The sequence below is a fragment of the Bradyrhizobium sp. SSBR45G genome (genome assembly GCF_030159255.1).
Taxonomy (GTDB): Bacteria; Pseudomonadota; Alphaproteobacteria; order Rhizobiales; family Xanthobacteraceae; genus Bradyrhizobium.
This window is the reverse complement of sequence record NZ_BSCT01000021.1, coordinates 88,763-112,623: the sequence shown is the minus strand read 5'-3', so window position 1 is coordinate 112,623 and position 23,861 is coordinate 88,763. Positions and strand designations below refer to the sequence as shown.

21 protein-coding genes are annotated in these 23,861 nt (G+C 65.3%); 6 read left to right on the top strand and 15 right to left on the bottom strand.

The genetic code is table 11. The annotated features are described in order from the left end of the window. Positions 1-222: 222 nt before the first annotated feature. Entirely contained in the window at positions 223-588 is a 366-nt protein-coding gene (dksA, locus tag QQL87_RS22835; RefSeq protein ID WP_170323279.1) for an RNA polymerase-binding protein DksA, read from the bottom strand. 229 nt (positions 589-817) lie between these two features. After that, positions 818-1,429: an NAD(P)-dependent oxidoreductase gene (locus tag QQL87_RS22830; protein WP_284420882.1), complete on the bottom strand. Its 612-nt coding sequence runs from the start codon at positions 1,427-1,429 to the stop codon at positions 818-820. 145 nt (positions 1,430-1,574) lie between these two features. On the opposite strand from QQL87_RS22830, the gene QQL87_RS22825 reads away from it, so the two are divergent. After that, positions 1,575-1,949, top strand: a complete 375-nt coding sequence (locus QQL87_RS22825) for a winged helix-turn-helix transcriptional regulator (RefSeq protein WP_284420883.1) — start codon at positions 1,575-1,577, stop codon at positions 1,947-1,949. Between the two features lie 66 nt (positions 1,950-2,015). On the opposite strand, the gene QQL87_RS22820 is transcribed toward QQL87_RS22825, so the two are convergent. Continuing rightward, positions 2,016-2,429, bottom strand: coding sequence for a flagellar assembly protein FliX (locus QQL87_RS22820; protein ID WP_284420884.1), 414 nt, complete (start codon positions 2,427-2,429; stop codon positions 2,016-2,018). Positions 2,430-2,699: 270 nt separating this feature from the next. Here QQL87_RS22820 and QQL87_RS22815 point away from each other — a divergent pair, with 270 nt between their 5' ends. The 4 genes from QQL87_RS22815 (at position 2,700) to QQL87_RS22800 (ending at position 5,381) form a co-directional block, all read left to right on the top strand. Then, positions 2,700-3,824, top strand: coding sequence for a flagellar basal body P-ring protein FlgI (locus tag QQL87_RS22815; protein ID WP_284420885.1), 1,125 nt, complete (start codon positions 2,700-2,702; stop codon positions 3,822-3,824). After that, entirely contained in the window at positions 3,824-4,240 is a 417-nt protein-coding gene (flgJ, locus tag QQL87_RS22810) for a flagellar assembly peptidoglycan hydrolase FlgJ (RefSeq protein ID WP_284420887.1), read from the top strand. Before QQL87_RS22815 ends, flgJ begins: the two co-directional genes overlap by 1 nt. Before the next feature lie 51 nt (positions 4,241-4,291). Continuing rightward, positions 4,292-4,777: a hypothetical protein gene (locus QQL87_RS22805; protein WP_284420889.1), complete on the top strand. Its 486-nt coding sequence runs from the start codon at positions 4,292-4,294 to the stop codon at positions 4,775-4,777. A 217-nt stretch (positions 4,778-4,994) separates the two neighbouring features. Next, entirely contained in the window at positions 4,995-5,381 is a 387-nt protein-coding gene (locus QQL87_RS22800; protein WP_284420890.1) for a hypothetical protein, read from the top strand. A gap of 74 nt (positions 5,382-5,455) precedes the next feature. Here QQL87_RS22800 and QQL87_RS22795 read toward each other — a convergent pair whose 3' ends face one another. The 4 genes from QQL87_RS22795 to QQL87_RS22780 all read right to left on the bottom strand — a co-directional run bounded on the left by QQL87_RS22795 (position 5,456) and on the right by QQL87_RS22780 (position 9,952). Beyond that, positions 5,456-5,824 (bottom strand): hypothetical protein, encoded by a 369-nt coding sequence (locus tag QQL87_RS22795; protein ID WP_284420891.1) that lies wholly within the window; start codon positions 5,822-5,824, stop codon positions 5,456-5,458. A 29-nt stretch (positions 5,825-5,853) separates the two neighbouring features. Next, a complete protein-coding gene (gene flaF / locus QQL87_RS22790) occupies positions 5,854-6,219 on the bottom strand; it encodes a flagellar biosynthesis regulator FlaF (protein ID WP_284420892.1) in 366 nt (121 codons plus the stop codon). 384 nt (positions 6,220-6,603) lie between these two features. Next, the gene (locus QQL87_RS22785; protein WP_284420894.1) at positions 6,604-8,175 is read right to left on the bottom strand and encodes a DUF1522 domain-containing protein; all 1,572 of its coding nucleotides are present in this window, start codon (positions 8,173-8,175) and stop codon (positions 6,604-6,606) included. Between the two features lie 232 nt (positions 8,176-8,407). Then, on the bottom strand, positions 8,408-9,952 hold the full coding sequence (locus QQL87_RS22780; protein ID WP_284420895.1) for a flagellin N-terminal helical domain-containing protein: 1,545 nt from the start codon (positions 9,950-9,952) through the stop codon (positions 8,408-8,410). A 386-nt stretch (positions 9,953-10,338) separates the two neighbouring features. On the opposite strand from QQL87_RS22780, the gene flbT reads away from it, so the two are divergent. Further along, a complete protein-coding gene (gene flbT / locus QQL87_RS22775; RefSeq protein WP_284420896.1) occupies positions 10,339-10,800 on the top strand; it encodes a flagellar biosynthesis repressor FlbT in 462 nt (153 codons plus the stop codon). A 200-nt stretch (positions 10,801-11,000) separates the two neighbouring features. Here the strand turns inward: flbT and QQL87_RS22770 are convergent, their stop codons facing one another. From QQL87_RS22770 to QQL87_RS22735, 8 genes are all read right to left on the bottom strand, one after another. Further along, a complete protein-coding gene (locus QQL87_RS22770; RefSeq protein WP_284420897.1) occupies positions 11,001-12,548 on the bottom strand; it encodes a flagellin N-terminal helical domain-containing protein in 1,548 nt (515 codons plus the stop codon). Positions 12,549-12,880: 332 nt separating this feature from the next. Then, the gene (locus QQL87_RS22765) at positions 12,881-14,389 is read right to left on the bottom strand and encodes a pyridoxal phosphate-dependent decarboxylase family protein (protein ID WP_284420898.1); all 1,509 of its coding nucleotides are present in this window, start codon (positions 14,387-14,389) and stop codon (positions 12,881-12,883) included. Beyond that, on the bottom strand, positions 14,386-15,576 hold the full coding sequence (locus tag QQL87_RS22760) for an ATP-grasp domain-containing protein (RefSeq protein WP_284420985.1): 1,191 nt from the start codon (positions 15,574-15,576) through the stop codon (positions 14,386-14,388). The genes QQL87_RS22765 and QQL87_RS22760 overlap by 4 nt, the downstream gene beginning before the upstream one ends. A gap of 52 nt (positions 15,577-15,628) precedes the next feature. Further along, positions 15,629-17,257 (bottom strand): hypothetical protein, encoded by a 1,629-nt coding sequence (locus QQL87_RS22755; protein WP_284420899.1) that lies wholly within the window; start codon positions 17,255-17,257, stop codon positions 15,629-15,631. A 10-nt stretch (positions 17,258-17,267) separates the two neighbouring features. Then, complete coding sequence (locus QQL87_RS22750) at positions 17,268-18,071, bottom strand: hypothetical protein (protein WP_284420900.1); 804 nt, start codon at positions 18,069-18,071, stop codon at positions 17,268-17,270. A 92-nt stretch (positions 18,072-18,163) separates the two neighbouring features. Then, positions 18,164-20,035, bottom strand: coding sequence for a flagellar protein (locus QQL87_RS22745; protein ID WP_284420901.1), 1,872 nt, complete (start codon positions 20,033-20,035; stop codon positions 18,164-18,166). A 15-nt stretch (positions 20,036-20,050) separates the two neighbouring features. Beyond that, positions 20,051-21,913, bottom strand: coding sequence for a flagellar hook-associated protein FlgK (gene flgK / locus QQL87_RS22740; protein ID WP_284420902.1), 1,863 nt, complete (start codon positions 21,911-21,913; stop codon positions 20,051-20,053). Positions 21,914-21,957: 44 nt separating this feature from the next. Continuing rightward, complete coding sequence (locus QQL87_RS22735) at positions 21,958-23,760, bottom strand: flagellar hook-basal body complex protein (protein ID WP_284420903.1); 1,803 nt, start codon at positions 23,758-23,760, stop codon at positions 21,958-21,960. Between the last annotated feature and the right edge of the window lie 101 nt (positions 23,761-23,861).

Genomic DNA, 23,861 nt, shown 5'->3' with positions numbered 1-23,861 from the left:
TCAAGACCGGCGCGTTGCGATCGCGGGCGCGGACACCGGCGCAATCGAGGCCTCATCCGGCAGACGAACTCTCATCCGGGAGACATGGCGGCCCTCGCCGGACATGCGACGTCCGGCTCAGCTTGCGCTGCGCGAGCCATGAGGCGTTCAGCCGACATGGGAATGTGCGGCCGCACCCGGCGAGCGGCCGCAGTTTTCCGCTCATCTGGTCAGCGCCGCGACCTACTCGTCGCGATAGACCTTTTCACGCTTTTCGTGGCGTTCCTGCGCCTCGACCGACAGCGTCGCGATCGGACGGGCTTCGAGCCGCTTCAGCGAAATCGGCTCGCCCGTCTCTTCACAATAGCCGTAGGTGTTGTCCTCGATGCGCTGGAGCGCGGCGTCGATCTTGGAGATCAGCTTGCGCTGGCGGTCCCGGGCACGAAGCTCGATCGCCCGGTCGGTCTCCGACGACGCACGGTCGGCGAGGTCGGGGTGGTTCACGTTCTCCTCCTGCAGAGCCTGCAGGGTGAGCTTCGATTCGCGCAGAATCTCCTCCTTCCATGCCAGCAGCTTGGCGCGAAAATAGTCGCGCTGGCGTTCGTTCATGAAAGGCTCTTTTTCGGAAGGTTTGTAGTTCTTCAACTTTTCCAAGGTCAGCCCATCTGTACGTGCTGGCGCCGGTCTCGGCACCGGCGGACGGAATACGCCCGTTCGCGGGCGCGTTATATAGCGGGCTCTTGTGACAGACAATATTTCCATCGAGACGGGCGTCCCGCCGCCTGGGCCGTTGCACAGGCAATTTTGGCCTGGAACGGCGGAACGCTGCGGGCTGGGGTCAGTAGCCGACCGTGAAACGGGCCCGCCGGTGTGCCGGACGCTCGATTTCGTCGGCCATCGCAACCGCGAAGTCCTCGAAGGTGATGAAGCTCCTGCCGTCGGCATCGACCAGCAGCTGGTCGGTTCCGAGCCGGAACTTGCCCGTTCGGGCGCCGAAATCGATCATCGCGGAGGGGGACAGGAAGGTCCAGTCGAGCTCCTTCTCCTGGCTGAGACGGTCCAGGAACGCCGCGCCCTTCTCCGCTTCGGCCTTGTAGATGGCGGGAAAGCCCGGCGTGGTCACCAGGCGGACGCCCGGCGCGACCTCGAGCGACCCGGCGCCGCCGACCACGAGGTAACGCGATACGCCGGAGTCCTTGGCCGCCCCGATCAGGGTTTCGACATCGCTGGCCGAGAAATGGATCGAGCTGATCGCGACGTCGTGGCCGGACCAGAGCCTGGCCAGCGCGGCGCGGTCGTTGGCATCGCCCTGCACCGCGGTGACGTTGGCGTGCTTTTCGATCTTGTCGGGGTTTCGCGCGATCCCGGTAACCTGGTGGCCGCGGCTGGCCAGCTCGGCGGTAATGCGGGATCCGGCACGGCCGGATGCACCAGCGACGGCGATCTTCATGGGGAAGCTCCTTGGTTCGAGATCATTCATTCGGACAGCGGGCCCTGGACGGCACCCTCCTGGTATCCGATAGTGACTAGATAGCTGAGGGAATGCTGGTGTTAAGAGCGCACTTTGAGATCACCAGGTCACGCCGGAGTAACCCATGAGAGCTGGCAACGTCTATTCGGCCGCGTGCCCCACGCGTCAGATCCTCGACCGTGTCGGCGACAAATGGGCCGTGCTGATCCTGATCCTGCTGCGCAACGAGCCGTTGCGCTTCAATCAGTTGCGTCGTGCCATTGAAGGCATCTCGCAGAAGATGCTGTCACAGGTGTTGAAGAGTCTCGAGCGCGACGGGCTGGTGCGGCGGCGCGCGATCGCCACCGTGCCGGTGACGGTCGAATATTCGATCACGCCGCTCGGGCTGACGCTGGCCGCGGCCGTCGATCCCTTGCGCGACTGGGCGGAGCAGCATCTGAAGGAGGTCGCTGCCGCACAGCGGCGCTACGATGCGCAGCAGACCTCGAAGGCGGCGTAGCCGGCTCTATCTTTGCCCGCGCACGATCCTTTGGGAAAACCGGTGTCCACCGCTCCGGATCATACGTCAGCCCTGACCGGCCTTGGCGAGCTCGACCTCGACGCGCAGCTCGATCTCCGACAGGATCGCATCGAGCCCGGGATCGCCGGACGTCTGCTTCATGTCGGCTGCGGCGTCGCGCAATCGCAGCGCCATGGTGGCGTCGAGCTTGCCGGACAACAGCGAGATCTTGAGATCATCCAGAACGTCCAGCGCGCGCTTGCCGCGCTGGACCGAGCGCTTGCGGCGCTCGGCCGGCTCCTCCTCGATGCCCTGCAGCGCGAGCAGCGCGTCGATGTTGGCCGTCTGCTTCGGTGCGAGCGTCGCGCGGGTGTCCTGGGTGGTGCCGACATCGGGCAGCTTGAAGCCGCCCGACGAGGTCTTCCGCGTGGAGCTGGTCGACGTGTTCAACGTCGTGCCGTTCGGTCCTGAGATGCGCATCGGTGGCTCCCCGCAAGCTTTGCGTGTCGGTGCGGAGATTGGCCGCGTCGTGGTTAACGGTGCGTAAATGGCCCGGCAAATTCTGCCGGGGCGGCAGCTTCGTTCCTCCGGAGTAACCCCGGATCGCAACAAGGCTCGTGATTGATTTCACACTCTTTCAACGAGTTAGCCAGGAGCATCGCCCTGGCACGGCCCTCGCATAGTTAATGCCGATCATACGGTCATGGGAGTGGCCGAGTGATCTCTTGAAGAGTTCGAGGGGAGCATAGGATGCGACGCGTCCGACTTACGCGCCTGTTTCAGGTCGCCTGCGCCGCCATGCTGGCGCTGGCCTCTACTGCCATGTCCGCGCATGCGACCTCGCGGATCAAGGATCTCGCCAATATCGAGGGCGTGCGCCAGAACCAGCTGATCGGCTACGGCCTTGTGGTCGGCCTCAACGGCACCGGCGATACGCTGAACAACATCCCGTTCACCAAGCAGTCGCTGCAGGCGATGCTCGAGCGCATGGGCGTCAACATCCGCGGCGCCACGATCCGCACCGGCAACGTCGCCGCCGTGATGGTGACCGGCAACCTGCCGCCCTTCGCCACCCAGGGCACGCGCATGGACGTGACGGTGTCGGCGCTCGGCGACGCCAAGAATCTGCAGGGCGGCACCCTGCTCGTCACCCCGCTGCTCGGCGCCGACGGCAACGTCTATGCGGTGGCGCAGGGCTCGCTCGCGATCTCCGGCTTCCAGGCCGAAGGCGAGGCCGCCAAGATCGTGCGCGGCGTGCCGACGGTCGGCCGCATCGCCAACGGCGCCATCATCGAGCGCGAGATCGAGTTCGCGCTGAACCGGCTGCCGAACGTGCGGCTCGCGCTCCGCAATGCCGATTTCACCACCGCCAAGCGCATCGCGGCGGCCGTCAACGACTTCCTCGGCGTCAAGACCGCCGAGCCGATCGACCCGTCGACGGTGCAGCTCAGCATTCCGCCGGAATTCAAGGGCAACGTCGTCGCCTTCCTGACGGAGATCGAGCAGTTGCAGGTCGATCCGGATCTCGCCGCCAAGATCGTCATCGACGAACGCTCCGGCATCATCGTGATGGGCCGCGACGTCCGCGTCGCCACCGTCGCCGTGGCGCAGGGCAATCTCACCGTCACGATCTCCGAGAGCCCGCAGGTCAGCCAGCCCAATCCGCTGTCGCGGGGACGGACCGTGGTCACGCCGCGCACCAGCGTCGGCGTCACCGAGGACGGCAAGAAGTTCGCGATCGTCAAGGACGGCGTGTCGCTGCAGCAGCTGGTCGACGGCCTCAACGGGCTCGGCATCGGCCCGCGCGACCTGATCAGCATCCTGCAGGCGATCAAGGCCGCCGGCGCGATCGAAGCCGACATCGAGGTGATGTGATGGCCACCTCTTTCGTCGACTCCTACAACGGCCGCGTCGCGCTCAGCATGCCCCACGCGGCCGCCGTGACCGCGCCGCGCGCCGATCTCGATCTCGCCGACGCGCTGACCAAGGTCTCGCCGAAGGCGCAGGCCAAGGCCAAGGCCACGGCGACCGATTTCGAGGCCATGTTCCTCAACTCGATGTTCTCGCAGATGATGAGCGGGGTGAAAGGCGACGGTCCGTTCGGCGATACGCCCGGCACTGGCGTCTGGCGCTCGATGCTGACCGAGCAATATTCCAAGAACTTCGCCAAGGCGGGCGGCGTCGGCATCTCCAACGACGTCTTCCGCACGCTGATCCTGCAGCAGGCCAAGAGCAGCAGTTCGAGCAGCAGTTCCAGCACCAGCCAAGCATCAACGCAGGCAGCACCGTAAGCGTAGGCATCGCGGGGGTCCGTACCGCCCCACGCTGAGAGGAGTTTCGAAATGACCGCACAGGGCCAGGCGAAGAGAACGACATATGCGGCCGCCGCGAGCGCCGCGGAGGCGCGCGCGCTTGCCGACGAGATGGTCAAGGTCATGAGCGAGCTGATCGCCGTCATCGAGCAGGAGACCGAACTGGTCCGCGCCGGCAAGCTCAGCGAAGGCATGGCGTTCGGACCGAAGAAGACCGAGCTGTCGCGGCACTACGTCAACACGGTGGGCCGCCTCAAGGCCAGCCAGGCGTTCATGAAGCAGACCGCGCCGGAGCTGCTCGCCACCCTGCACCGTCACCACGACACGTTCCGGGCGCTGCTGCAGGTCAACCTGACCGTCCTGGCGACGGCGCATGCGATCTCGGAGAAGATCGTGCGCGGCGTCAATGCCGAGGTCCAGCGCAAGAACGTCCCAAGCACCTATACGGCCGGCGGACGCCGCGCCGCGCCCGGCGCGCGCCACCTGACACCGCTCGCGGTCAGCCGGACTCTCTGACCCGGCCCCTCTGACCCCGACGCCTCCGACCCCGACGCCGCGCAGCCTCCGGAAGGCTGCGCGGCTCTCGGCGTTTAACGATCGGATAAGCTTAAAAGGCCGGCGCGAATCACAACCTGCCGTTCATCGTACTTCCTAACATAACGTTGATTGGTGATCGGCATAGTTGCAAGCGGGATGGGTTGGGAATTGACTCGATGGCCATGAGGAGGCTGCCATGAGTTCCGATTTCAGCGTGAGGCCGGTAGGGACACCTGTGTCCGCTCCGATCATACAGCCGTCGAACCAGGCGGTGGCGAACGCTGTTCCGACGGACCTTCCTCCGAGTCAGACCGTCACGGCGGCCGATGCCGGCACGCCGGTGCGCAACGACGTCCAGTTCAATGTCGCGAACGATCTGTCGGTCTCGCACCAGGCCTATTACGACCGCGCCGCCGCGGCGCTGGTGTTCCAGGTCGTGAACCGGAAGACCGATCAGGTCGTGAATCAATATCCGGACGAGGCCGTGCTGCGCCGCCGCGCCTACTTCAACACGCTCGATCTGCAGAAGGACCTGCAGAGGGAAGATGCGCATCGCGTCGCGGCTACCGACCGTACGGCCTGATCGCAACGCAGGCCTTCGGCAGACATTCAGCCGCCCCGGCAGGTCGCCGGGGGCGGCTGTTGCCGTTGGGCAGATCAGTTGCTCTGGGTGGCGTAGGCGGTGTCGAGATAGGTCTGACCGGAGGCCGCGTCGGTGACCACGTTCTTGATCTGGGCCTTGCCCTTGGCCGTCAGCGTGAACTTGGTATCGCCGACCCTGAACGAATTGTCCTTGATCAGCACGTCCTGATACTTGCTCACGCCCTCGCTCTGGTAGCGAACCTTCGCGCGAAAGCCCTCGACGTTGGAAACCGACACCGTGAAGGACTTGCCGTTGGCGTATTGCCCGCTCCAATTGCCCTGATAGCGGGTCGGATCGACCGCAACGTACTTGCTGTTGCTGCGCGCCGTGCTCAGCACGTTCGATTTGTAGGACGCTGACAGGATGCTGGTGATATCGGCCATGGCGATGTCTCTCCTGCCTGCGCGGCCGATCAGCTGCGTCCGGACAGGCCGGCAGCGATGTGGCAGTTGATGTCGATCAGCGACTTCAACTTCGCCGGATCCGGATCCATCTGCATCTCGATCGTCTGCTTCATCACGAACACGCCGATATTGGCGATGTTCTGCCGGATATCGAGCGGATTGGGATTATCTTCCATCTCCATCGCGCTCATGAAGATCGTCCAGAGGCGGCGATTGAACAGCAGCGCCTTGTACATGCTGCGATCGGGGCCGTTCCAATTGGCCTGGACTTCCTGCAGCTGCCGAGCCGCTTTCAGCAATGCTTGCGCTTCGATCTCCCGTGGTGATGCCGTCGTTTGCGACGTGCGTGCATAGGCTTGAGCGGCATATGACATCAAGTACTCCGGACTGACGCTGGGACACCAACAGACTGCAGAGGATTTTTACGTTGCGTGCCTTTAAAATATGGTTAGCAGCTGTTAGCGGATTTCGCCTCTTGATATCGGCGGATGACCGAAAACAACCGTGCCTGCGATAGGTCTTAATACGGTCCGAACGCGACCGCTCAAATTGTCGGAAAAATTTCGAGCCTGCATCGGCCGAAACGGCAAGACACGCGGCACACCCGCTCTTTGCAACGTCGAAATCCGCAAACCAACGGCGTTTGGCGCCGTGCGCGTGGACGGCAACGGAGCGGAAACCAAGAAAGCACGACGCAAAGCAGAAGCGGCGGGCCACGCCCGCCGCTTCGCAAAAGTCCGATTCGAGAGCGATCGCGCTCAGCGCAGCAGCTGCAGCACGCTCGCCTGCGACTGGTTGGCCAGCGCCAGGGCCGAGACCGCAATCGACTGCCGGGTCGACAGCGCCTGGCTGTTGGCCGCCTCCTCGTTGGTGTCGGCCAGGGTCAGGTTCGACGAACCGGTCTGCAGCACGTTGATCAGGTTCTTGTTGAAGTCCTGACGGATCTGCACGATCGACAGGTTCGAGCCGAGCGACGACGCTTCGGAACGGATCGCCGTCGATGCGCTGTTCAAGGTCGTCAGCACCCTGTTGGCCGAGTTGCTGTCGAGGAAGTCGGTTCCGACCACCAGGGAGGACAGGCCGAGACCGGTGCTGTTGAAGGTCACGCCGGTGATGTTCAGCGTGGAGCGGCCGGTTTCGTTGAACGTCAGCTTCAGCGTATCGCCATTGAGCAGATTGATGCCGTTGAAGGAGGCGTCCTGCGCCGTCGTGTCGATCTGGGCGAGCACGTTGTTGTACTGCGCGATCAGTCCGGCACGGGTTGTCTGCGAGTTCGTATCGGCCACCGGCGTCGATGCCGTCACGCCGTTGAAGGCCTGGCTGGCTGCGGTCGAGGAGCCGGCGACCGCGCCGATCGTCGACGACGCGGATTCGTTGGTGGTGAGGATCGTCAGCTGGCCCGTCGTGCTCAGGCTGGCCTGCAGATTGTTGGTCGCGAGCGCCGTGTTGAGCTGCGCCAGGGTCGATATCTGCGAAGCACCTGTGCCGAACGTTATGTTCGTGGCGACACCCCCGCCTGTCGACGCAATTGTCAGTGTCTGTCCTGACAATGCCGGCGGACTGCGTGTCGTGGTGGCGCCCGTCAGTCCGAGCTTTGCCAAAGCGGTGCCGGATATTGTCAGATCCTGCGCTGTGCCGGTTGCGATGGAGATCTTGCCGCCGCTCACGGTGGACGGCGTCGCAGTCGCGCCGGTGACCGAATCGATCGCGGCAAGCAGATTGCTGACGGTGTCGCCGACGCCGATGTTGGTGCCGGCCGAGACGGAACCGGCCACGAAGGTGAACACCACGCCGTTGACGACCAGCGTATCGCCGGTCGTGACGCTGCTGGTCAGGTCGTTCGATGTCGAGCTCGCCGTGCCCGACAGCCTGGTCGAGCCGGTGATGGCGACGGCCGAGCTCAGATTGTCGTTGTTGACCGCGCTGCCGGTCACGAAATTGTTCGACGAGCTGCCGAGCAGATTGTTGGCCGTCGCGCCGGAGATGACCGCGGAGGTGATGCTCGATTTGGTGGTGTAGCCCGTGGGCGCCTGGAGCACCTGGCTCGCGATCGACTTGGCGCTGTCGACCAGCTTCTGGAGCGAGGTGAGACCGGTATTCGCGGCCTGGAGAACCTGGACACCGTTACCGATGCTGTCGAGCAGATTCGCGATGTCGCTCGCCCGGTTGTTGAGCGATTGCGCGGTGAAGAATTCGGTGGGGTTATCGAGCGCCGTGTTGACCTTGTTGCCGGTGGCCAGGTTGTTTTGAGTGGTGGCCAGCAGCGATGCGGTATTTTGCAGCGCCAGCAGGTTTTGGCGAACCGAAGCCGAAAGAACGATACCGGACATGTTTGTGAAACCTTCCTAGTTATTCACCAGGAGGTTCTAGTCCACGCACTTTTAAAACATGGTTAATGGCGCTTTAAATTTGTTGCTTAACGTCAGGTTACTGCCGCCCCTCGCCCTCCACCCCGCGTCCTGGACCAGTAGTGATACGGACGGCCGCGCCGAACCAGGCGCAAAAAAAGCGGCGGGGTTTCCCCCGCCGCCTTCGATCTCGAGATGGTGTGCTGGCCGCGGATCAGCGCAGCAGCTGCAGCACGCTCGCCTGCGACTGGTTGGCGAGCGACAGCGCGGAGACCGCGATCGACTGGCGGGTCGACAGCGCCTGGCTGTTGGCCGCTTCCTCGTTGGTGTCGGCCAGGGTCAGGTTCGACGAACCGGTCTGCAGCACGTTGATCAGGTTCTTGTTGAAGTCCTGACGGATCTGCACGACCGAGAGGTTCGAACCCAGCGTCGAGGCCTCCGACCGAAGCGTGGAGCTGGCGGAGTTGAGCACGGTGATCACCTTGTTCGCCGAGTTGTTGTCGAGGAAGTCGGTGCCCGAGGTCAGGGTCGAAAGACCCAGGCCGCCGGTGTTGAAGGTCACACCGGTGATCGACAGCGTCGACTTGCCGTTCTCGTTGAAGGTCAGCTTCAGCGTGTCGCCGTTCAGCAGGTTGACACCGTTGAACGATGCGTCCGCCGCCGTCGTGTTGATCTGCGCCAGCACGTTGTTGTACTGCGAGACCAGGCTCGAACGCTGCGTCTGAGCGGTCGAATCCGCGACCGGAGCCGCTGCCGTCAGGCCGTTGAACGCCTGGCTGGAGGCCGCCGCCGTGCCACCGATCGCGCCGATCGTGGCCGAGGCCGCGTCGTTGGTGGTGGTGAGGGTGATCTTGCCGCTCGTATCGATCGAGGCCTGCAGGTTGTTCGCTGCGAGCTTCGCGTTGAGATCGTTCAGCGACTTGACCTGTCCTGTGCCTAGACCAAACGTGATACTCGTCGCTGTGCCACCTCCTGTGGCACCAACCGTCAACGTCTGTCCCGACAGGCCGTCGCCGACCGCGCTGAGACCGAGCTTGGCCAAGGTGCCGCTGCTGCCCGAAAGCGTCAATCCTGCCGCTGGCGGCGTCAGGGTGATCGCACCGGCGGTGATCGACGAGGTGACGCCGGTCGCCGTCTGGATCGCCGACAGCAGGTTGGTGACGCTGTCGCCGATGCCGATGCTGGTGCCGGTCGAGGACGTGCCGGTGACGAAGCTGAAGGTGGTGCCGTTGACGACCAGCGTTTCGCCCGAGGTGATGCCGGTGGCCAGGTCGTTCGACGAGGTGCCCGACGTACCCGACAGCTTGGTCGAGCCGGTGATCGCCACCGCCGTGGTGTTGTCGTTCAGCACGACCGAACCGGTGACAGCCGTCGTGCTGGACGCCAGCAGATCGGTCGCAGTGGCACCGGTCAGCGCGGTCGACGTCACGTTCGACTTGGTGGAGTAGCCGACGGAGCTCTGCAGCACCTGGTTGGCGATCGACTTGGCGCTGTCGACGAGCTTCTGCAGCGAGGTGATGCCGGTGTTGGCGGCCTGCAGCACCTGCACGCCGTTGCCGATGCCATCGAGCAGATTGGAGATGTCGGACGCGCGGTTGTCGAGGCCCTGGGCGGTGAAGAAGTTGGTCGGATTGTCGAGCGCCGAGTTGACCTTCTTGCCCGTAGAGAGGTTGTTCTGGGTGGTGGCGAGGAGCTGTGCCGTCGACTGAAGCGAGAGCAGATTCTGGCGCACCGACGCCGAGAGAACAATACCTGACATTTCTCATACCTTTCTGGTGTGAAACAAACGGCCCGACCCTTCAGGATCAAGGCGAAGCCCGTGGTGGACTGACCACCGGGCGACGTCGATCAAGGTAAATGCGAGTGGCTAACGAACGGTGAATCGGCGGCTGCGGATCCCCTGCGCGAGGCAAGCCAGACGTGCGCCGGCCGGTCGCGATTCGCGGCGATCGCGTTGAAAACACCTGATATTTACCAAGCGCGCGGGCCATTTACCGTCCGTTAACCATGTTCGGAAAGGATTGCTGCGCGCCGACCGATCGAGCGCGCAGACTCACCCGTGCGATCGAGACAGACGGCCGGACCGGTCAACGGCTCGCCGGATCAGGTTCGGCGTCGCGCCGATCGCGGCAACGGAGGACAAGAATGGCCCTGAAAGTCGAACTGAAGCCGCATGAGCGCATCATCATCGGCTCGTGCGTGATCACCAATACCGACCAGCGGGCCCGGCTGCTGATCGACGGCGAGAACATTCCGATCCTGCGCGAGAAGGACATCCTGACGCCAGAGACCGCCGACACCCCGGCCAAGCTCGTCTATCTCGCCGTCCAGCTGATGTACATCTCGCCCGGCGCGGATGCGGATCACGGCACCTATTTCAACCTGCTGCGCGACATCATCACGACGGTCCCGAGCGCCTGGCCGATCATCGAGGCCATCAACGGCCACATCCTCAACGGCGATCTCTATCAGGCGCTGAAGGAAGCCAAGAAGCTGGTCGCCTTCGAGAAGAGGCTGCTCGATCAGGTCCAGGCCGAACAACAGGCCGAGCAGCAAGCCGGACTGCAGGCAGAGCAGCAGGCGAAAGCGGTCAGCTCCGCCGCCTGATCGCCGCAGCGTGAGCCTCAACGAAGAGCCCGGTTCTGCCGATGCAGAGCCGGGCTCTTCGTTTCACGGCACAACACCCTATCGCCGCGAGACGACGGACGCCGGCAGCGCCGCCTGCGGCCGCATGCCCTGCCCCCGGACGCGAAAACGGCGGGGTTTCCCCCGCCGCTCTTCGATGTCGAGATGGTGCTGGCCGTGGATCAGCGCAGCAGCTGAAGCACGCTCGCCTGCGACTGGTTGGCGAGCGACAGCGCGGACACCGCGATCGACTGGCGGGTCGACAGCGCCTGGCTGTTGGCCGCTTCCTCGTTGGTGTCGGCCAAGGTCAGGTTCGACGAGCCGGTCTGCAGCACGTTGATCAGGTTCTTGTTGAAGTCCTGACGGACCTGCACGACCGACAGGTTCGAACCCAGCGTCGACGCCTCGTTGCGCAGCGTGGAGCTCGCCGTGGTGAGCACGCCGATCACCTTGTTCGCCGAGTTGTTGTCGAGGAAGTCGGTGCCCGAGGTCAGGGTGGTGAGCCCGAGACCCGCCGAGTTGAACGTGACACCCGTGATCGACAGCGTCGACTTGCCGTTCTCGTTGAACGTCAGCTTCAGCGTATCGCCGTTCAGCAGGTTGACGCCGTTGAACGAGGCATCCGACGCGGTCAGATTGATCTGCGTCAGCACGTTGTTGTACTGCGAGACCAGGTTCGCCCGCTGCGTCTGCGCAGTGGTGTCCGCAACCGGAGCCGCTGCCGTCAGACCATTGAACGCGTTGCTGGACGCCGCCGCGGTGCCACCGATCGTGCCGATCGTGGCGGACGCAGCATCGTTGGTCGTCGAGATCGTGATCTTGCCGGTGGACGAGTCGATCGAAGCCTGCAGGTTGTTGGCTGCGAGCGCCGTGTTCAGATCGTTCAGCGATTTGACCTGCCCTGTCCCGAGACCGAAGGTGATACTCGTCGCTGTGCCACCTCCTGTGGCACCCACCGTCAGCGTCTTTCCTGACAGGCCGTCGCCGACCGCGGTGAGACCAAGCTTGGCCAAGGTGCCGCTGCTGCCCGAAAGCGTCAATCCTGCCGCTGGCGGCGTCAGGGTGATCGCACCGGCGGTGATCGACGAGGTGACGCCGGTCGCCGTTTGAATCGCCGACAGCAGGTTGGTGACGCTGTCGCCGATGCCGATGCTGGTGCCGGTCGAGGACGTGCCGGTGACGAAGCTGAACGTCGTGCCGTTGACGACCAGCGTCTCGCCCGAAGTGATGCCGGTGGCAAGGTTGTTCGAGGAGGTGCCGGACGTACCCGACAGCTTGGTCGAGCCGGTGATCGCCACCGCCGTGGTGTTGTCGTTCAGCACGGCCGAGCCGGTGACGGCAGTCGTGCTGGACGCCAGCAGATCGGTCGCAGTGGCACCGGTCAGCGCGGTCGACGTGACGTTCGACTTGGTGGAGTAGCCGACGGCGCTCTGCAGCACCTGGTTGGCGATCGACTTGGCGCTGTCGACGAGCTTCTGCAGCGAGGTGATGCCAGTGTTGGCGGCCTGCAGCACCTGCACGCCGTTGCCGATGCCATCGAGCAGATTGTTGATGTCGGAAGCGCGGTTGTCGAGACCCTGCGCGGTGAAGAAGTTGGTCGGATTGTCGAGCGCCGAGTTGACCTTCTTGCCCGTGGAGAGGTTGTTCTGGGTGGTGGCGAGGAGCTGAGCTGTCGACTGAAGCGACAGCAAATTCTGGCGCACTGACGCCGAGAGAACGATACCTGACATTTTCATACCCTTCTGGTGTGAAATAAACGCCTGATCCCTTCGAGATCAGCGTGAAGTCCGGGTCGACTTCGCGACCTGGACAACGGGCGTCACGGTGAATGGCAGTGGCTAACAAACGCTGAAGCGGTTGTGGCACCGTCCGGATTCAATCGCTCCGTCAGGAGCGCGCAGGTTGTAGCGATGCGCGAAGCGGTGAACGCCCTCGTTGTAAACACAGGCAGATTCATTCACGCGGGCGCATCTTCACCACGCGTCAACCAACTTCGGAAAGGTTCGCGCCGCCGTCGCGGCTCGCCTGCGCGGTGGTAACATCGACCCGGGGCCGTTTACGATCAGGGCGCGAGCGGCGGCGCCTCGACATCGATCAGCGGCGCAAGACCGGCCGCGCGCCGGCGGCCGAACATCAGGACCGCCGCCATCATCCGATCGACGTCATCCGTCTCGGTCCGGTGGTTGACGATCGCCGCGCGGATCGCCAGCCGGCCGTCGAGCATCGTGGTCGACGGTGCGGCGATGCCGGCCTCATGGATGTCGGCGACGATCGCGCCATTGATCGCATCGGCATCTTCGCACCGATAGCGGAAGCAGACGATGTTGAGATTGACCGGGGCGAGCAGTTCGAGTTCGGGCTCGGCACGCACAGCAGCTTCGAGATGCCGCGCCAGCTCGCAGCTCCGCGCGATCATGCGCCCGAGCCGGTCGGTGCCGAACGTCCGCAGCGTGAACCAGGTCTTCAGCGCCCGGAAGCCGCGCGACAGATCGGGACCGAGATCGCAGGGCCATTCGGTGCCGGCCGCGAGGCCGCGCGTCTCGCGGCGCAGATAGGCCGCCGGCGACGCGAACGCATCACGATGCCGCTCGCCATCGCGCACCAGCAGGAATCCCGCGTCGTAGGGCACCTGCCCCCATTTGTGGAAATCGAGCGCGATCGAATCCGCCTGCGCGATGCCGGCAAGCTTCGGCGCGAGCTCCGGCGACAGCATCGCCAGCGCGCCGAAGGCGCCGTCGACGTGAAACCACAGGCCTTCGGTGCGGCAGAGCGCGGCGACAGCGGCCAGATCGTCGATCGCGCCAATGTCGACGGTCCCGGCGGAGGCGACGACGAGAAACGGATGCAGGCCCGCAGCACGGTCGGCCGTCACGGCGGCACGGAGCGCGGCGATGTCGATGCGATGCGCCGCGTCGACCGCAACGCTGCGCAGCGCATCGCTGCCCAGCCCGCAGATGTCCATCGCCTTGGCGATGCAGCCATGCGCGGCTTTCGAGGTGTAGGCGCGCAATTGCCGGCCGGCGTCGCCGAGGCCAGCGCTGCGGACGGACGCGCCGAGCGCGGCCCGGCGGGCAACCAGCACGGCCATCAGATTGGCCATCGACGTACCGGTGACGAAGATGCCGCTGGCGCCGTGCGGAAAGCCGAACAGCTGCCGCGTCCAGTCGACCACCTGGCGCTCGACCTCGATCGGCGCGTGATCGCGGCCGCCGAGATTGGCGTTCAATCCGGCCGCCAGCATCTCGGCGAGCATGCCGACGACCGTGCCGCCGCCATGCACCCAGCCCATGAAGCCGGGATGCACGTTGCCGGTGGCGTGGGGAACGACGAGCTCGCTGAAGTCGCGATAGACCTCGGCAAGGTCGGTCGGCGCGTGCGGCAGCTCGCTGCGAAAGCGCTGCCGCGTGTCTTGCGACATCGGCTGCCAGACCGGACGGTCGCGGATGCCTGCGACGTAGTCGAACATGTCATCGAGCATGCGATGACCCTGCGCGCGCACCTCGCCCCAGTCCTGCGGATCGAGCGTCTCGGCAGGCTGCAACGACGAATCGCTGCGCAGGTCCGCGGTCACGCCGCCTGCTCCGCACGTGATGCGGCGCGCTTCGCAATCAACTCAGCGAAGGCCGCGAAGATCTTCTGCATCTGCGGCGGCTTGTAGGGAAACAGATCCGGCGGATCCATGTTGTGCACGACCGCGGTGTTGTCGGCCTCGAACACCAGCAGCGCACCGTCTCTGGTCTCGGCACAGTCGATGATGAAGTAGTCCAGGCCGATCCGCTCGGCGATCGCGGCGAGCACGCTGCGGTGTCGCCGACCGAAGCCGATGTCGAAGGTCTGCATGAAGGTCGCCTCTTCGAGGCGCTTGCTCTCGCTGGCCGCCATGCCGGCGTTGAGGTACCAGATGTCCCAGCGCCGCGCGATCGCCATGTGGCAGGCATAGGCGACACCGTCGACGAACACGATGCGGTACTTGCGGAACTGGCCGTCCTCGCTGGCATAGTCGACGAAGCGCGAGACGAAGAACTCCTGCTCGTCGCGCTCGTCGAGATAGAGCGAAAGCTCGATCGGCTCCTCGATCTTCTCGAGTCCCACGCCGGCATGCGAGCCGCGCGGCCGGACGATGATCGGAAAGCCGAGCGCGTCGTGGATATCGCCGATCCATGCGCGCTCGTCCGCGACCTCGACCAGGCGCTCGCGGTCGGCCGGGATCGTCGCCGGAATCGACAGCCCCTCGACGCCGGCGAGCAGCGCGTGCAGCTTGTCGCGGTCGAGATGCCAGATCCGCTGCGGCGGGTTGAGCAGCGGCCGCGGCCAGCGCGCGGCGACGGCGTCGATCTCGTGCAGCGCGTGCTGGCAATCCTCGGAATCAGAGGCGATGACGATGGCCACGTCATGCGCCGGCAGCGGCGCCGGCAGCTCCGCGCCCGGGACGACGTAGAGCAGCATCAGCTCGATGTCGCTGTCCTCGACCAGGAACTCGATCGGCGTATTGCTGCCCATGTCGGTCGACGCCGCCAGCGCGAGCAGGCGCAGCCGCGGCGCCGGGTTGCAGCCGGCGACGCGGTAGAGCTGCTGCGACTGCAGCACGTCGTGCTGGATCGCGAGGCCGGACGACTTCTCTCCAATCAGTTGCGCCACCAGTGCGAGATCGAGCCCCTCGCCCGGCGTGGCGGTGCCCTCCAGCAGCTTGCCGAGCAACGCGGCCCAGAGTGGCTTCAAGTCCTCGCCGTCGAAGGCGGCCTTGGCGATCTTGGCCATGCCGGTCCGCTCGGCACATCCTGCGTTGGCGGCATCGGCCAGTGCGAGCAGATCAGTTGGCATGGCAGACGTCCCTGAGATCCTGGCTGCTCAGACCCGACACGAGCAGCTCTGTCTTGGCGACCACATCGGCGATGCGATCGATGTCGGATTCGAGATTGACGCGCGCAGCGGTGATGTCGTCGCACCATGCGTCCGTGACGTCGCGCGCACCGATGCATAGCCGTAGCGCGGCGGCCGGCGCCTCGCCGTCACGCTCGATGCGCACCGGCTGGCCGATCAGGCATTGGCGCGCGGCCACCGCAGCGGTCCGGCCGCTGAAGCGGCTGCCGAGATCGTGCTGGAGCGCACGATACACCGCCTGCGTCTCGCCCAGATCCAGCAGGCGGCCGTCGCGCTGGAGCGTGAACGGAAAGATCGTGGGGAAGCCGAATTCATCCCCGGCCTCATCGACCGCGGCCGCACCGGTCGCGACCGGACGCAGCACCGGCGATAGAAGCAGCAGGCTGCCGATCGCTTCCCCGAGCTGGCGGATGGCCATGCGGCGGAACGTTTCGGGCACCGCGTGATAGGCAGCAATCTCCTCCAGCGCGGCTTCCCAGCGCAGCCATTGTCCGATGTTGGCGCGCGGCGCCGAGCGGGCCCGCAGGTCGGTCCAGGCCAGCGGCCAATCGCTGCGGTTGACGTAGTCGAACAATCCGGGCGCGATCGCATGGCCGCGACGCACGGCCGACGCGACTGCGCGCGGCACGAGCAACGCGCCGCTGAAGGCCGGTCCGCCAAAGAACTTGGAGCCGGACATCAGCACGAGATGCCCGCGATCGAGATGCGCGCGCAGCCGAGTCGCGCCGAGCCGCGTCTGGCAGGCATCGACGACGACCTGGACGCGGCCCGGCCAGCGCCGGGCCACCTCGTCCAGACACGCCATGCCGGGCGCGCGCCAGCCGAGCTTGGAGGCGTCCATGACCTGGAGCAGGACGTTGCGCCCGGCGCGCATGAGGGCCTCGACCGTATCGAGCACCGCGGCATCGGCACCGCGGCGCGGCTGCATCGCTGCTCCGTCGAGCAGCGGGAGGAACACCGCCTCGCCCGCGAGGCCCGCGATGGGCGCGTCCCTGGTCACGGCAACACCGCTGGCCGTCCGCGCGCTGAAATGACGTCCGCGGGCGCTCGCGGCGGTGCCGCTGCCGGTCTGATCGCTGCCGACGACCACGCTCGTGACGCTGTCGCCGAGCACCGCGCGGACCAGCGCCAGCGCGTGAAGCTGCGCGTCGGTGCCCGATGGCGAAAACACGATGTCGACGTCGTCGGCGAGGCCGAGATGGCCGCGCAATTCGCAACGCATCCCCTCGGTGCGGCGGTCGAGCGCCTCGTCGACGCCGAGCGAGATCGCCGCATGCATCAACTGCTCGCGCGCCATTTCGACGCGCGCATAGGCGCGCTCGGAGATCGGCGAGGCTGTGCTCGAGGAGAGGCAGACGAGATCCGGCACCGGCGATGGCGGGCAGCCATAGGGATTGCGGCCCCAGGGGCGATCGAGCACGAGACGGCTGTCGCCGCCGTCGATCAGGAGATCGCCGAGCAAGGCGAAGAGATCGCGCAGGCCGGTCGGCGCGCCCTGCGCGCGCCGGTCGGCGCCGGACGATGTCGTGAGCTCCGGCCGGGTCGCAGGCGTCGTCATGGGGCGATCGTCAGGCTGCGTCTGCAGCGGCGGTGGGAACCGCCACAGCCGACGCGAATTGCGAGGCCACGTTGCCGTGGAAGACCGAGGGACCGACGTGATCGAGCCGGCTGTCGAGATCAGCCCAGATCTCGCCGCCGATGTCGGTCCATCGCCTGCAGAACGCGAAATCCTCGCTGAGATAGGTGCCGGTGTCCGGATCGATCATGCATTCGAACAGCGCAAAGCGGTTTGGGTTGCCGGCCAGCGCATCTTGCGAATGCTCGCGGAAGAACTGCAGCGGCGCATAGGCGGGATGCGCGATCATCGCCTCGAGGGCGCGGCGGCGGATCATCAGGAAGCCGGTGCCGGCATAACGCACCCGCGTGAAGCCGTTGACCACCACGACCTGATCGGGATTGTCGATCTCCAGCACGTAATCGAGCGACGCCGCCGGCACGTCCATGCGGTTGGCGTTGATGGCGCGGCGGGCCTTCTGCCAGTTGACCTTCTTGATCGGATAGACGCCGGCGACAATGTCGCCGCCGGACTCGATCAGCCGGAACACCTGCCTGGGCGTGAAGCCGATGTCGGCATCGACGAACAGAAAATGCGTCGCGGTCGGATCATCGAGGAACAACGTGACGAGATTGGCCCTGGCCCGCGTGATCAGCGCGTCACCATCGCGCATGTGGACGGTGAGATCGACGTTGGACGTCGCGCGCAGTTCGCGCTGCAAGGCGAAGATCGAGCTTGCATAGATGCTCGACACCTGGCCGCCGAAGCATGGCGTTGCGATCACCAGGTGAATTCGCTCGTCGGTTCCGTCACTCACGTCGGCCTCCAGAACACGAGGCTCTCGCCCCAAACCTGAACAAAACCTAAAGAGACGTGGTTAACGAAAACCTAACCCCCGGCCCCGTTGTTTTACAGGAACTTCACCAGCGTCAGCTGGGCCAGCATCGCGGTCGTCTGATAGGACGCCTGCAGATTGGTCTGCAGCTGCAGAATCTGGCTCGCCACATCCTGCTGCGAGATGCCCTCGGTCTGGTCGACGAGGCTCTGCATCGCGGCCTTGGCCTGGGTCTGGCGGGCCGTGGCGTCCTTCATGGTGATCTGGGCATTGGCGAAGTCGGTCTGGATGTCCGAGATCGCCTGCTGGCCGAGCTGGGGCGTGAGGTTGGCCGCGATGCGCTCGCTGAGCGCGCCGATCTGCTGACCGGCATTGGCTCCCGCCGGTGGCGTGTTCACGGCGGCGTAGACCGCGGTCTGCTGCATCAGATTGCGGATCGCAGCCTCGTTGGCCTGGGCACCGAACTGGATGCTCTGCGCGGTGTCGATGCGGATGGTGGCGCTCGATCGCGCCGTGCCCGTGCTGCTGTTGCCGGTGTACCAGGCGACCGTGGTGGTCGAGCCGTTGACGAGGCTGGTCGCCGATCCCAGCGGCGTGCCGGAGACCCGCAAGGGAGGCGCTGCCGCCGTCACCGTCCCCGAGAAGCCGAGTGCTGACAGGGCGCCCGCGTTCGAGCTGCTCAGCGAAAAGCTCGCAGCGTTGTCGGTACGCAGGGTGATGACGCCGCCGCTCACCGTCGAGGCCTTCGACGTGCCGCTGAGTGCGTCGATCTTCGAGAGCAGCGTCTGCACGCTGTCGCCGACGTTGATCTGATTGTTGCCGTTCGCCCCTGAAGCGACGAAGGTGATGGTCTGGCCGCTCACCGTGATGGTGTCGCCAGTGGCGAAGTTGGTCACGATGGAGTCCGTGCCGCCGCCGCCCGACAGCAGCGTCGCGCCGGTGATCGGCACCGGCGTCGCGGCCTTGTTGTTGACCACCGTTCCCGACACCGCGCTTGCGGTGTTGAAGAAATTGTCGCCGGCCGTCACGGCCGAGGCGGCGACGAGCGAGGTGTTGGCCAGGGTCGTCAGCGCCGTATTCAGCGCCGCGTTGAGGTTGGCCGAGGTCGCCGCCGGCGTGGCGCCGATCGCGAACGTGTTGGCGGGCGCCGGCGTCGTCGTCGAGGCCGTCAGCTTGATCGAATCCGACGTGCCGTCAGGCAGCTTGAAGCTGAAACTGATCTGGTCACCGGCATTGGGATTGCCGGCGGTGAGATCGACCGAGATGCCGGCCGGCGAGCCTGACGGCCCGGTCACGGTGGCATTGGTCAGCGACGATGTCACCGCGCCGAGCTTGAAGCCGAACGGCGAGCCGGCGACGTCCTCCGCCAAGGTGATCGGCACGGTGGCCGACGCCGACAGGTTGAGGCGGCCGAGACCGTTGAGCCCGAGATCGGCCTGCTGCCGCTCGGCGATGACCTGCTTCAGCCCGGCCTGGGTGCTGGTGCCGTTGAGGATATCGTCGGAGGGGGCGACCGCCGGCCGGTCGGTGGCGCTGCCGGAAAAGATGAAGCGGTCGCCGACCTGCGTGTTGAGGATGCCGACGATCGCCGACAGGTTCGACGACGCCGTCTGCTGCCCCGTGGTCTGGCCGGTGCTGGTCAGGTTCTGCGGCGTCGCCGAGGCGCCGCTCTGGACCTGGTCGCCGATCTTGGACAGCGACTGCAGCGACGTGTTCATGGCGCCGATGACCGTGTTGACGTGGGTCATCGTGAGCGTGAACGCCGAGATGTTCGACAACTGCGCCCGCGCCGCGATCGCAAAGCCCTCGTCGGGACCCATGCCGGCATATTGGTTCGACTTGACCCCGCTCGACAGCTGGGTCGAGAGGTCCGCGAGCTGGTTGGAGATGTTCCGCACGGACAGGCCGAGCAGAGAACTTCCGTAATTGACACTGCTGATCGTCATCTTACACGCGCCTCACTAAAATGCCTGAAGCAGACTCTGCATCATGCTTTGTACGACCGACATGATATGGGCATTGGCCGAGTAGGTGTTCTGGACCTGGATCAGGTTGGACATCTCGCTGTCCATGTTGACCCCGGCGGTCGCGTTGAACTTCTCTTTCAGCGTGCTGACGACCACGCTCTGCCCCTGGCTGAGCTGTGTGGCGAGCGTCGACGCGCTACCCTGCTGGCTGACGAACTGCTGCAGATAGCCGGACACCGTGCCTTGGAACGGCTGCGCCGCCGAGCCGAGGCCGGTCGTCGGCGAGTAGCTGAAGGTCGCCGAGGTCAGCTGCGCGAAGATGAAGTCCGGCCGCGTCGAGTCGCCGGCCGCGGTCTGCGGCGAGGTCGAATAGGTCGACAGCTTGGTCGCATCGTTGATCAGCGCCGGATTGACGTTGAGCCGGCCGGCGAGCCCGGTCATCTGCGAGCCGGTCGAGGTGATCGCGCCGGTGTAGAGCGCGCCGCCATCGGTGAACAGCGGCAGCTGCGCATTGCCGCTGGCCAGCGTCTGCACCGTGGTCGTGGCCGAGGCCGCCTTGACCGTGGCCTGGCTGGTGCCGTCGTCGGTGATGCGCAGATTCGTGCCTGAGGGATTGGCGAACTGCAGATGCGCTGACCCGAGCGCGGTGTTGAGCTGCGACACCACCGAGGCCATGCCGAGCGAGAAGTCGACGCCGACATAGGACGGGTTGGCGCCGGTGGCATTCTGCAGCGGCAGCGCCGCGGGATCGTTGACGTTGACGATCTTGACCTGGCGCTGGACGTTGCTCGAATCCGTGTAGGTCAGGTTGATCGTGTTGCCGGCCAGCAGCCCCGTGGTCGAGACGTCGAAACCAGCCGGCGGACCGGTCACCGCGGTGCCGGCCGTGGTCTTGTCCGACAGCGCCGACGACATCGTGGCCGCGAGCTGGTCGACCTGGGTCTGCGCCTGCACCAGGGTCTGGTCGCGCAGCTTGAGGTCGGCCGCGATCTGGCCGGAGTTCAGGAGATTGTTGGCAACGACGTCGAGCGAGACGCCGTTGGACAGCTTGATGTTGAGCTGGCCGACGCCGTTCTTGGTCGGATTGCTGTTGTATTGCGAGGTGGCGTCGAGGGTCCCGGGCGACGAGAAGGTGAACTCGGAGCTGAGCCCCGCGCCGACCAGCTGAACGCCAGAATTGGTGAACACGCTGGTGCCGTTGGTCGGGTCTGACACGACGCGGATGTCGACATATTTGGCGAGCGTGTTGATCGCGTTGTCGCGCTGATCCTGCAGGGTCGCGGCCAGCGGGTCCGAGCTGTTCATGCCCTGCAGCTGCGTGTTGAGCGTGGCGATCTGCTGGATCGCCGCATTGGCCTGCGTGACCGAGTTGCCGATATCCTGCTCGACATTGCTGCGCAGGGTCTGGATGCCCTTGGTGGTCGAGTTGAGCTGCTGCGCCAGCCCCTGCGCGGCCGACAGCGCCACCGATTGCGCCGACTGGTTGCTGGGATTGTTCGACAGCGACTGCAGCGCGGTCGTGAAATTGTTGAGCGCCGTCTCGAGCGTGCCGCTGCCGCCGGGCGTGCCGTACACGGTCTGCAGCTGACTCAGAATATTCGCCATCTGATTGGCGTAGGTCCCGCCCGAGGTCTCGGTGCGAAGCTGGTTCTGCACGAACAGATCGAGCTGACGGTTGACGCCCGTCGTCGTCACCGACGAGCCGAAGCCGCCGCTGGCGATCTCGATCTGGTTCGGGTTCTGCGCGACGTAGCCGGGCGTGTTGGCGTTGGCGACGTTCGACGAGATGATCGAGAGCGCCGCCTGCGTCGAGCGCAGGCCGGACATCGCGGTGGCGAGGGCGGAACTCAAACCCATGTTCGTTTGCCTTGTGTCAATTCAACCGCCACGTGCCAGCGCGATCAGCGCAGCACGTTCAGAAGATCCTGCACCATCGAATTGGCGGTGGTGATCACCTTGGTGTTCGCCGAATAGGCCTGCTGGGTCACGATCAGCTTGGTGAACTCGTCGGCGATGTCGGTGTTGGAGCCTTCCAGCGAGCCGCCCGAGATCTTGCCGGACGCGCCGATGATGGCCTGGCCGGACTGGTCGGTCGCCTCATAGGCGCCGCCGTCGAGCGCCTTCAGGTAGTTGGTGCCGTTGAAGTGCGACAGCGTGACCTGCGCCAGGCTGATGGTCTGCCCGTTCGAGAAGGTGCCAGTGACGATGCCGCTGTTGTTCACCGCGACCGACTGCAGCTGGCCGGCGGCGAAGCCGTTCTGCGAGATCTGGTTGATGGTCGCCGAGCCGACCGTGCTGGCATATTGCGTCAGCGCGCCCGAGGAGATGTTGAGGCTGACCGTGCCGAGCGAGGTGCCGTCGACCACGACGTTGGGGATCGAGATCGACGAGGTCGTCGGCGAGGTCAGCGAGCCGTCGGAGGCGAACACGAAATTCGTGCCGGTGTTCTGCCACGCCACCGTCGAGCCGGTCGCGGTGGAATCGGTCTGGTAGAACAGGTTCCAGACGTCCTTGTGCCCGGTGCCGAGCGTCGAGCTGTCGGTCTTGGCCCAGCGCAGCTGCACGTTCACCGGCGTACCGGCCGCGTTGTAGGTGGTGACGGCGCCGCCCGAGATCGTCTCGTTGTTGAAGTTGGTCAAGTCGTTGCCGACCACGATGCCGGTGCCCGCGCTCGCCGTTCGCGTCAGCGCCACCGGCGACGTGAAGCCAAGCGCCGTCAAGCCCGGCGAGGCACTGCTCAAGGACCAGTCTTCGCCGCTGCCGGAGTGCAAGGTAATCTTGCCCGCCGTGACGGTCGGCTGCACGCCGGTCACCGCCGCGATCTTGGCCAGCAATGTGCCAACGGAATCGCCGACGTTGATCTGGGTGCCCGAGGCGCCGGAGGCGACGAAGCTGAAGGTGACGACGTCGCCGGCGCTGCCGGTCAGCGTGATGGTGTCGCCCGAGGTGAAGTTGCTGCTGATCGAGTCGCCCGAGGCGCCGCTCAACAATGTCGCGGTGGTGATATTCGCCGGGACCTTGTTGACCGCCGTGCCGCCGGTGACCGTCGCGTCGGCGTAGAAATTGGTGCCGACGGGCAGCGGCACGTTCGACAGGTCGGCCGAGTTGAGGCCGCCGGCCGCGACCAGCGTGCCGGTCGCCGCGTTGCCGCTGGCGCCGGTCTTCGGCTGGGTCGGCAGGTTGGCGGCGTATTGAATGGCGGTGGTCGCCTGCGCCGGCACGAAATTATTGGCGAACTGCAGCACCGTCGGCACGTTGCCGGTGGCGTTGCCGGTCTTGGCGTCGACCGCGACGCCCATCAGATAGTAGCCGGCGCCGTTGATCAGATTGCCGTTGGCATTGAGCTGGAAGTCGCCGCGGCGGGTGTAGTCGGTGACGCCGGTGAAGACCGGCACGTTGTCGACGACCGATGTCGCCTTCTGCACGTTGAAGAAGCCGTCGCCATTGATCGCCATGTTGGTTGCGACCGAGGACGTCGACACAGTACCCTGGGTGGTGATGGTCGCCTTGGCGAAGGCGGTGACGCCGCCGGCATTCTGCCGGGTCGGGTTGGTGGCGTTGGGGATGAGGTCTTCGAAGCTGGTGCCGATGCCCTTGTAGCCGACGGTCGAGGCGTTCGCGATGTTACCGGAAATGTTCTGCAGCGCGAATGATTGAGCAGACAGGCCGCTCACCGAGGTGTTCATCGCGTCGAAGATACCCATACCATTCTCTCCACTGTGGTCCCGGCGGCGGGGTCGGTCCGCACCGCGTTTCGTGGAGAGCTGTCGCAATCGCTGTGCCAGACACGGAAAGACTGCGATTT

What these genes read in the sequence shown, in the direction of transcription:
- QQL87_RS22755 (WP_284420899.1), bottom strand. Translation starts at nt 17,257, where the DNA reads ATGACGACGCCTGCGACCCGGCCGGAGCTCACGACATCGTCCGGCGCC.
- QQL87_RS22820 (WP_284420884.1), bottom strand. Translation starts at nt 2,429, where the DNA reads ATGCGCATCTCAGGACCGAACGGCACGACGTTGAACACGTCGACCAGC.
- QQL87_RS22805 (WP_284420889.1), top strand. Translation starts at nt 4,292, where the DNA reads ATGACCGCACAGGGCCAGGCGAAGAGAACGACATATGCGGCCGCCGCG.
- QQL87_RS22735 (WP_284420903.1), bottom strand. Translation starts at nt 23,760, where the DNA reads ATGGGTATCTTCGACGCGATGAACACCTCGGTGAGCGGCCTGTCTGCT.
- QQL87_RS22770 (WP_284420897.1), bottom strand. Translation starts at nt 12,548, where the DNA reads ATGTCAGGTATCGTTCTCTCGGCGTCAGTGCGCCAGAATTTGCTGTCG.
- flgK (WP_284420902.1), bottom strand. Translation starts at nt 21,913, where the DNA reads ATGGGTTTGAGTTCCGCCCTCGCCACCGCGATGTCCGGCCTGCGCTCG.
- QQL87_RS22825 (WP_284420883.1), top strand. Translation starts at nt 1,575, where the DNA reads ATGAGAGCTGGCAACGTCTATTCGGCCGCGTGCCCCACGCGTCAGATC.
- QQL87_RS22745 (WP_284420901.1), bottom strand. Translation starts at nt 20,035, where the DNA reads ATGACGATCAGCAGTGTCAATTACGGAAGTTCTCTGCTCGGCCTGTCC.
- QQL87_RS22760 (WP_284420985.1), bottom strand. Translation starts at nt 15,576, where the DNA reads ATGGCCAAGATCGCCAAGGCCGCCTTCGACGGCGAGGACTTGAAGCCA.
- flaF (WP_284420892.1), bottom strand. Translation starts at nt 6,219, where the DNA reads ATGTCATATGCCGCTCAAGCCTATGCACGCACGTCGCAAACGACGGCA.
- flbT (WP_284420896.1), top strand. Translation starts at nt 10,339, where the DNA reads ATGGCCCTGAAAGTCGAACTGAAGCCGCATGAGCGCATCATCATCGGC.
- QQL87_RS22815 (WP_284420885.1), top strand. Translation starts at nt 2,700, where the DNA reads ATGCGACGCGTCCGACTTACGCGCCTGTTTCAGGTCGCCTGCGCCGCC.
- flgJ (WP_284420887.1), top strand. Translation starts at nt 3,824, where the DNA reads ATGGCCACCTCTTTCGTCGACTCCTACAACGGCCGCGTCGCGCTCAGC.
- QQL87_RS22830 (WP_284420882.1), bottom strand. Translation starts at nt 1,429, where the DNA reads ATGAAGATCGCCGTCGCTGGTGCATCCGGCCGTGCCGGATCCCGCATT.
- QQL87_RS22780 (WP_284420895.1), bottom strand. Translation starts at nt 9,952, where the DNA reads ATGTCAGGTATTGTTCTCTCGGCGTCGGTGCGCCAGAATCTGCTCTCG.
- QQL87_RS22800 (WP_284420890.1), top strand. Translation starts at nt 4,995, where the DNA reads ATGAGTTCCGATTTCAGCGTGAGGCCGGTAGGGACACCTGTGTCCGCT.
- QQL87_RS22785 (WP_284420894.1), bottom strand. Translation starts at nt 8,175, where the DNA reads ATGTCCGGTATCGTTCTTTCGGCTTCGGTTCGCCAAAACCTGCTGGCG.
- QQL87_RS22795 (WP_284420891.1), bottom strand. Translation starts at nt 5,824, where the DNA reads ATGGCCGATATCACCAGCATCCTGTCAGCGTCCTACAAATCGAACGTG.
- dksA (WP_170323279.1), bottom strand. Translation starts at nt 588, where the DNA reads ATGAACGAACGCCAGCGCGACTATTTTCGCGCCAAGCTGCTGGCATGG.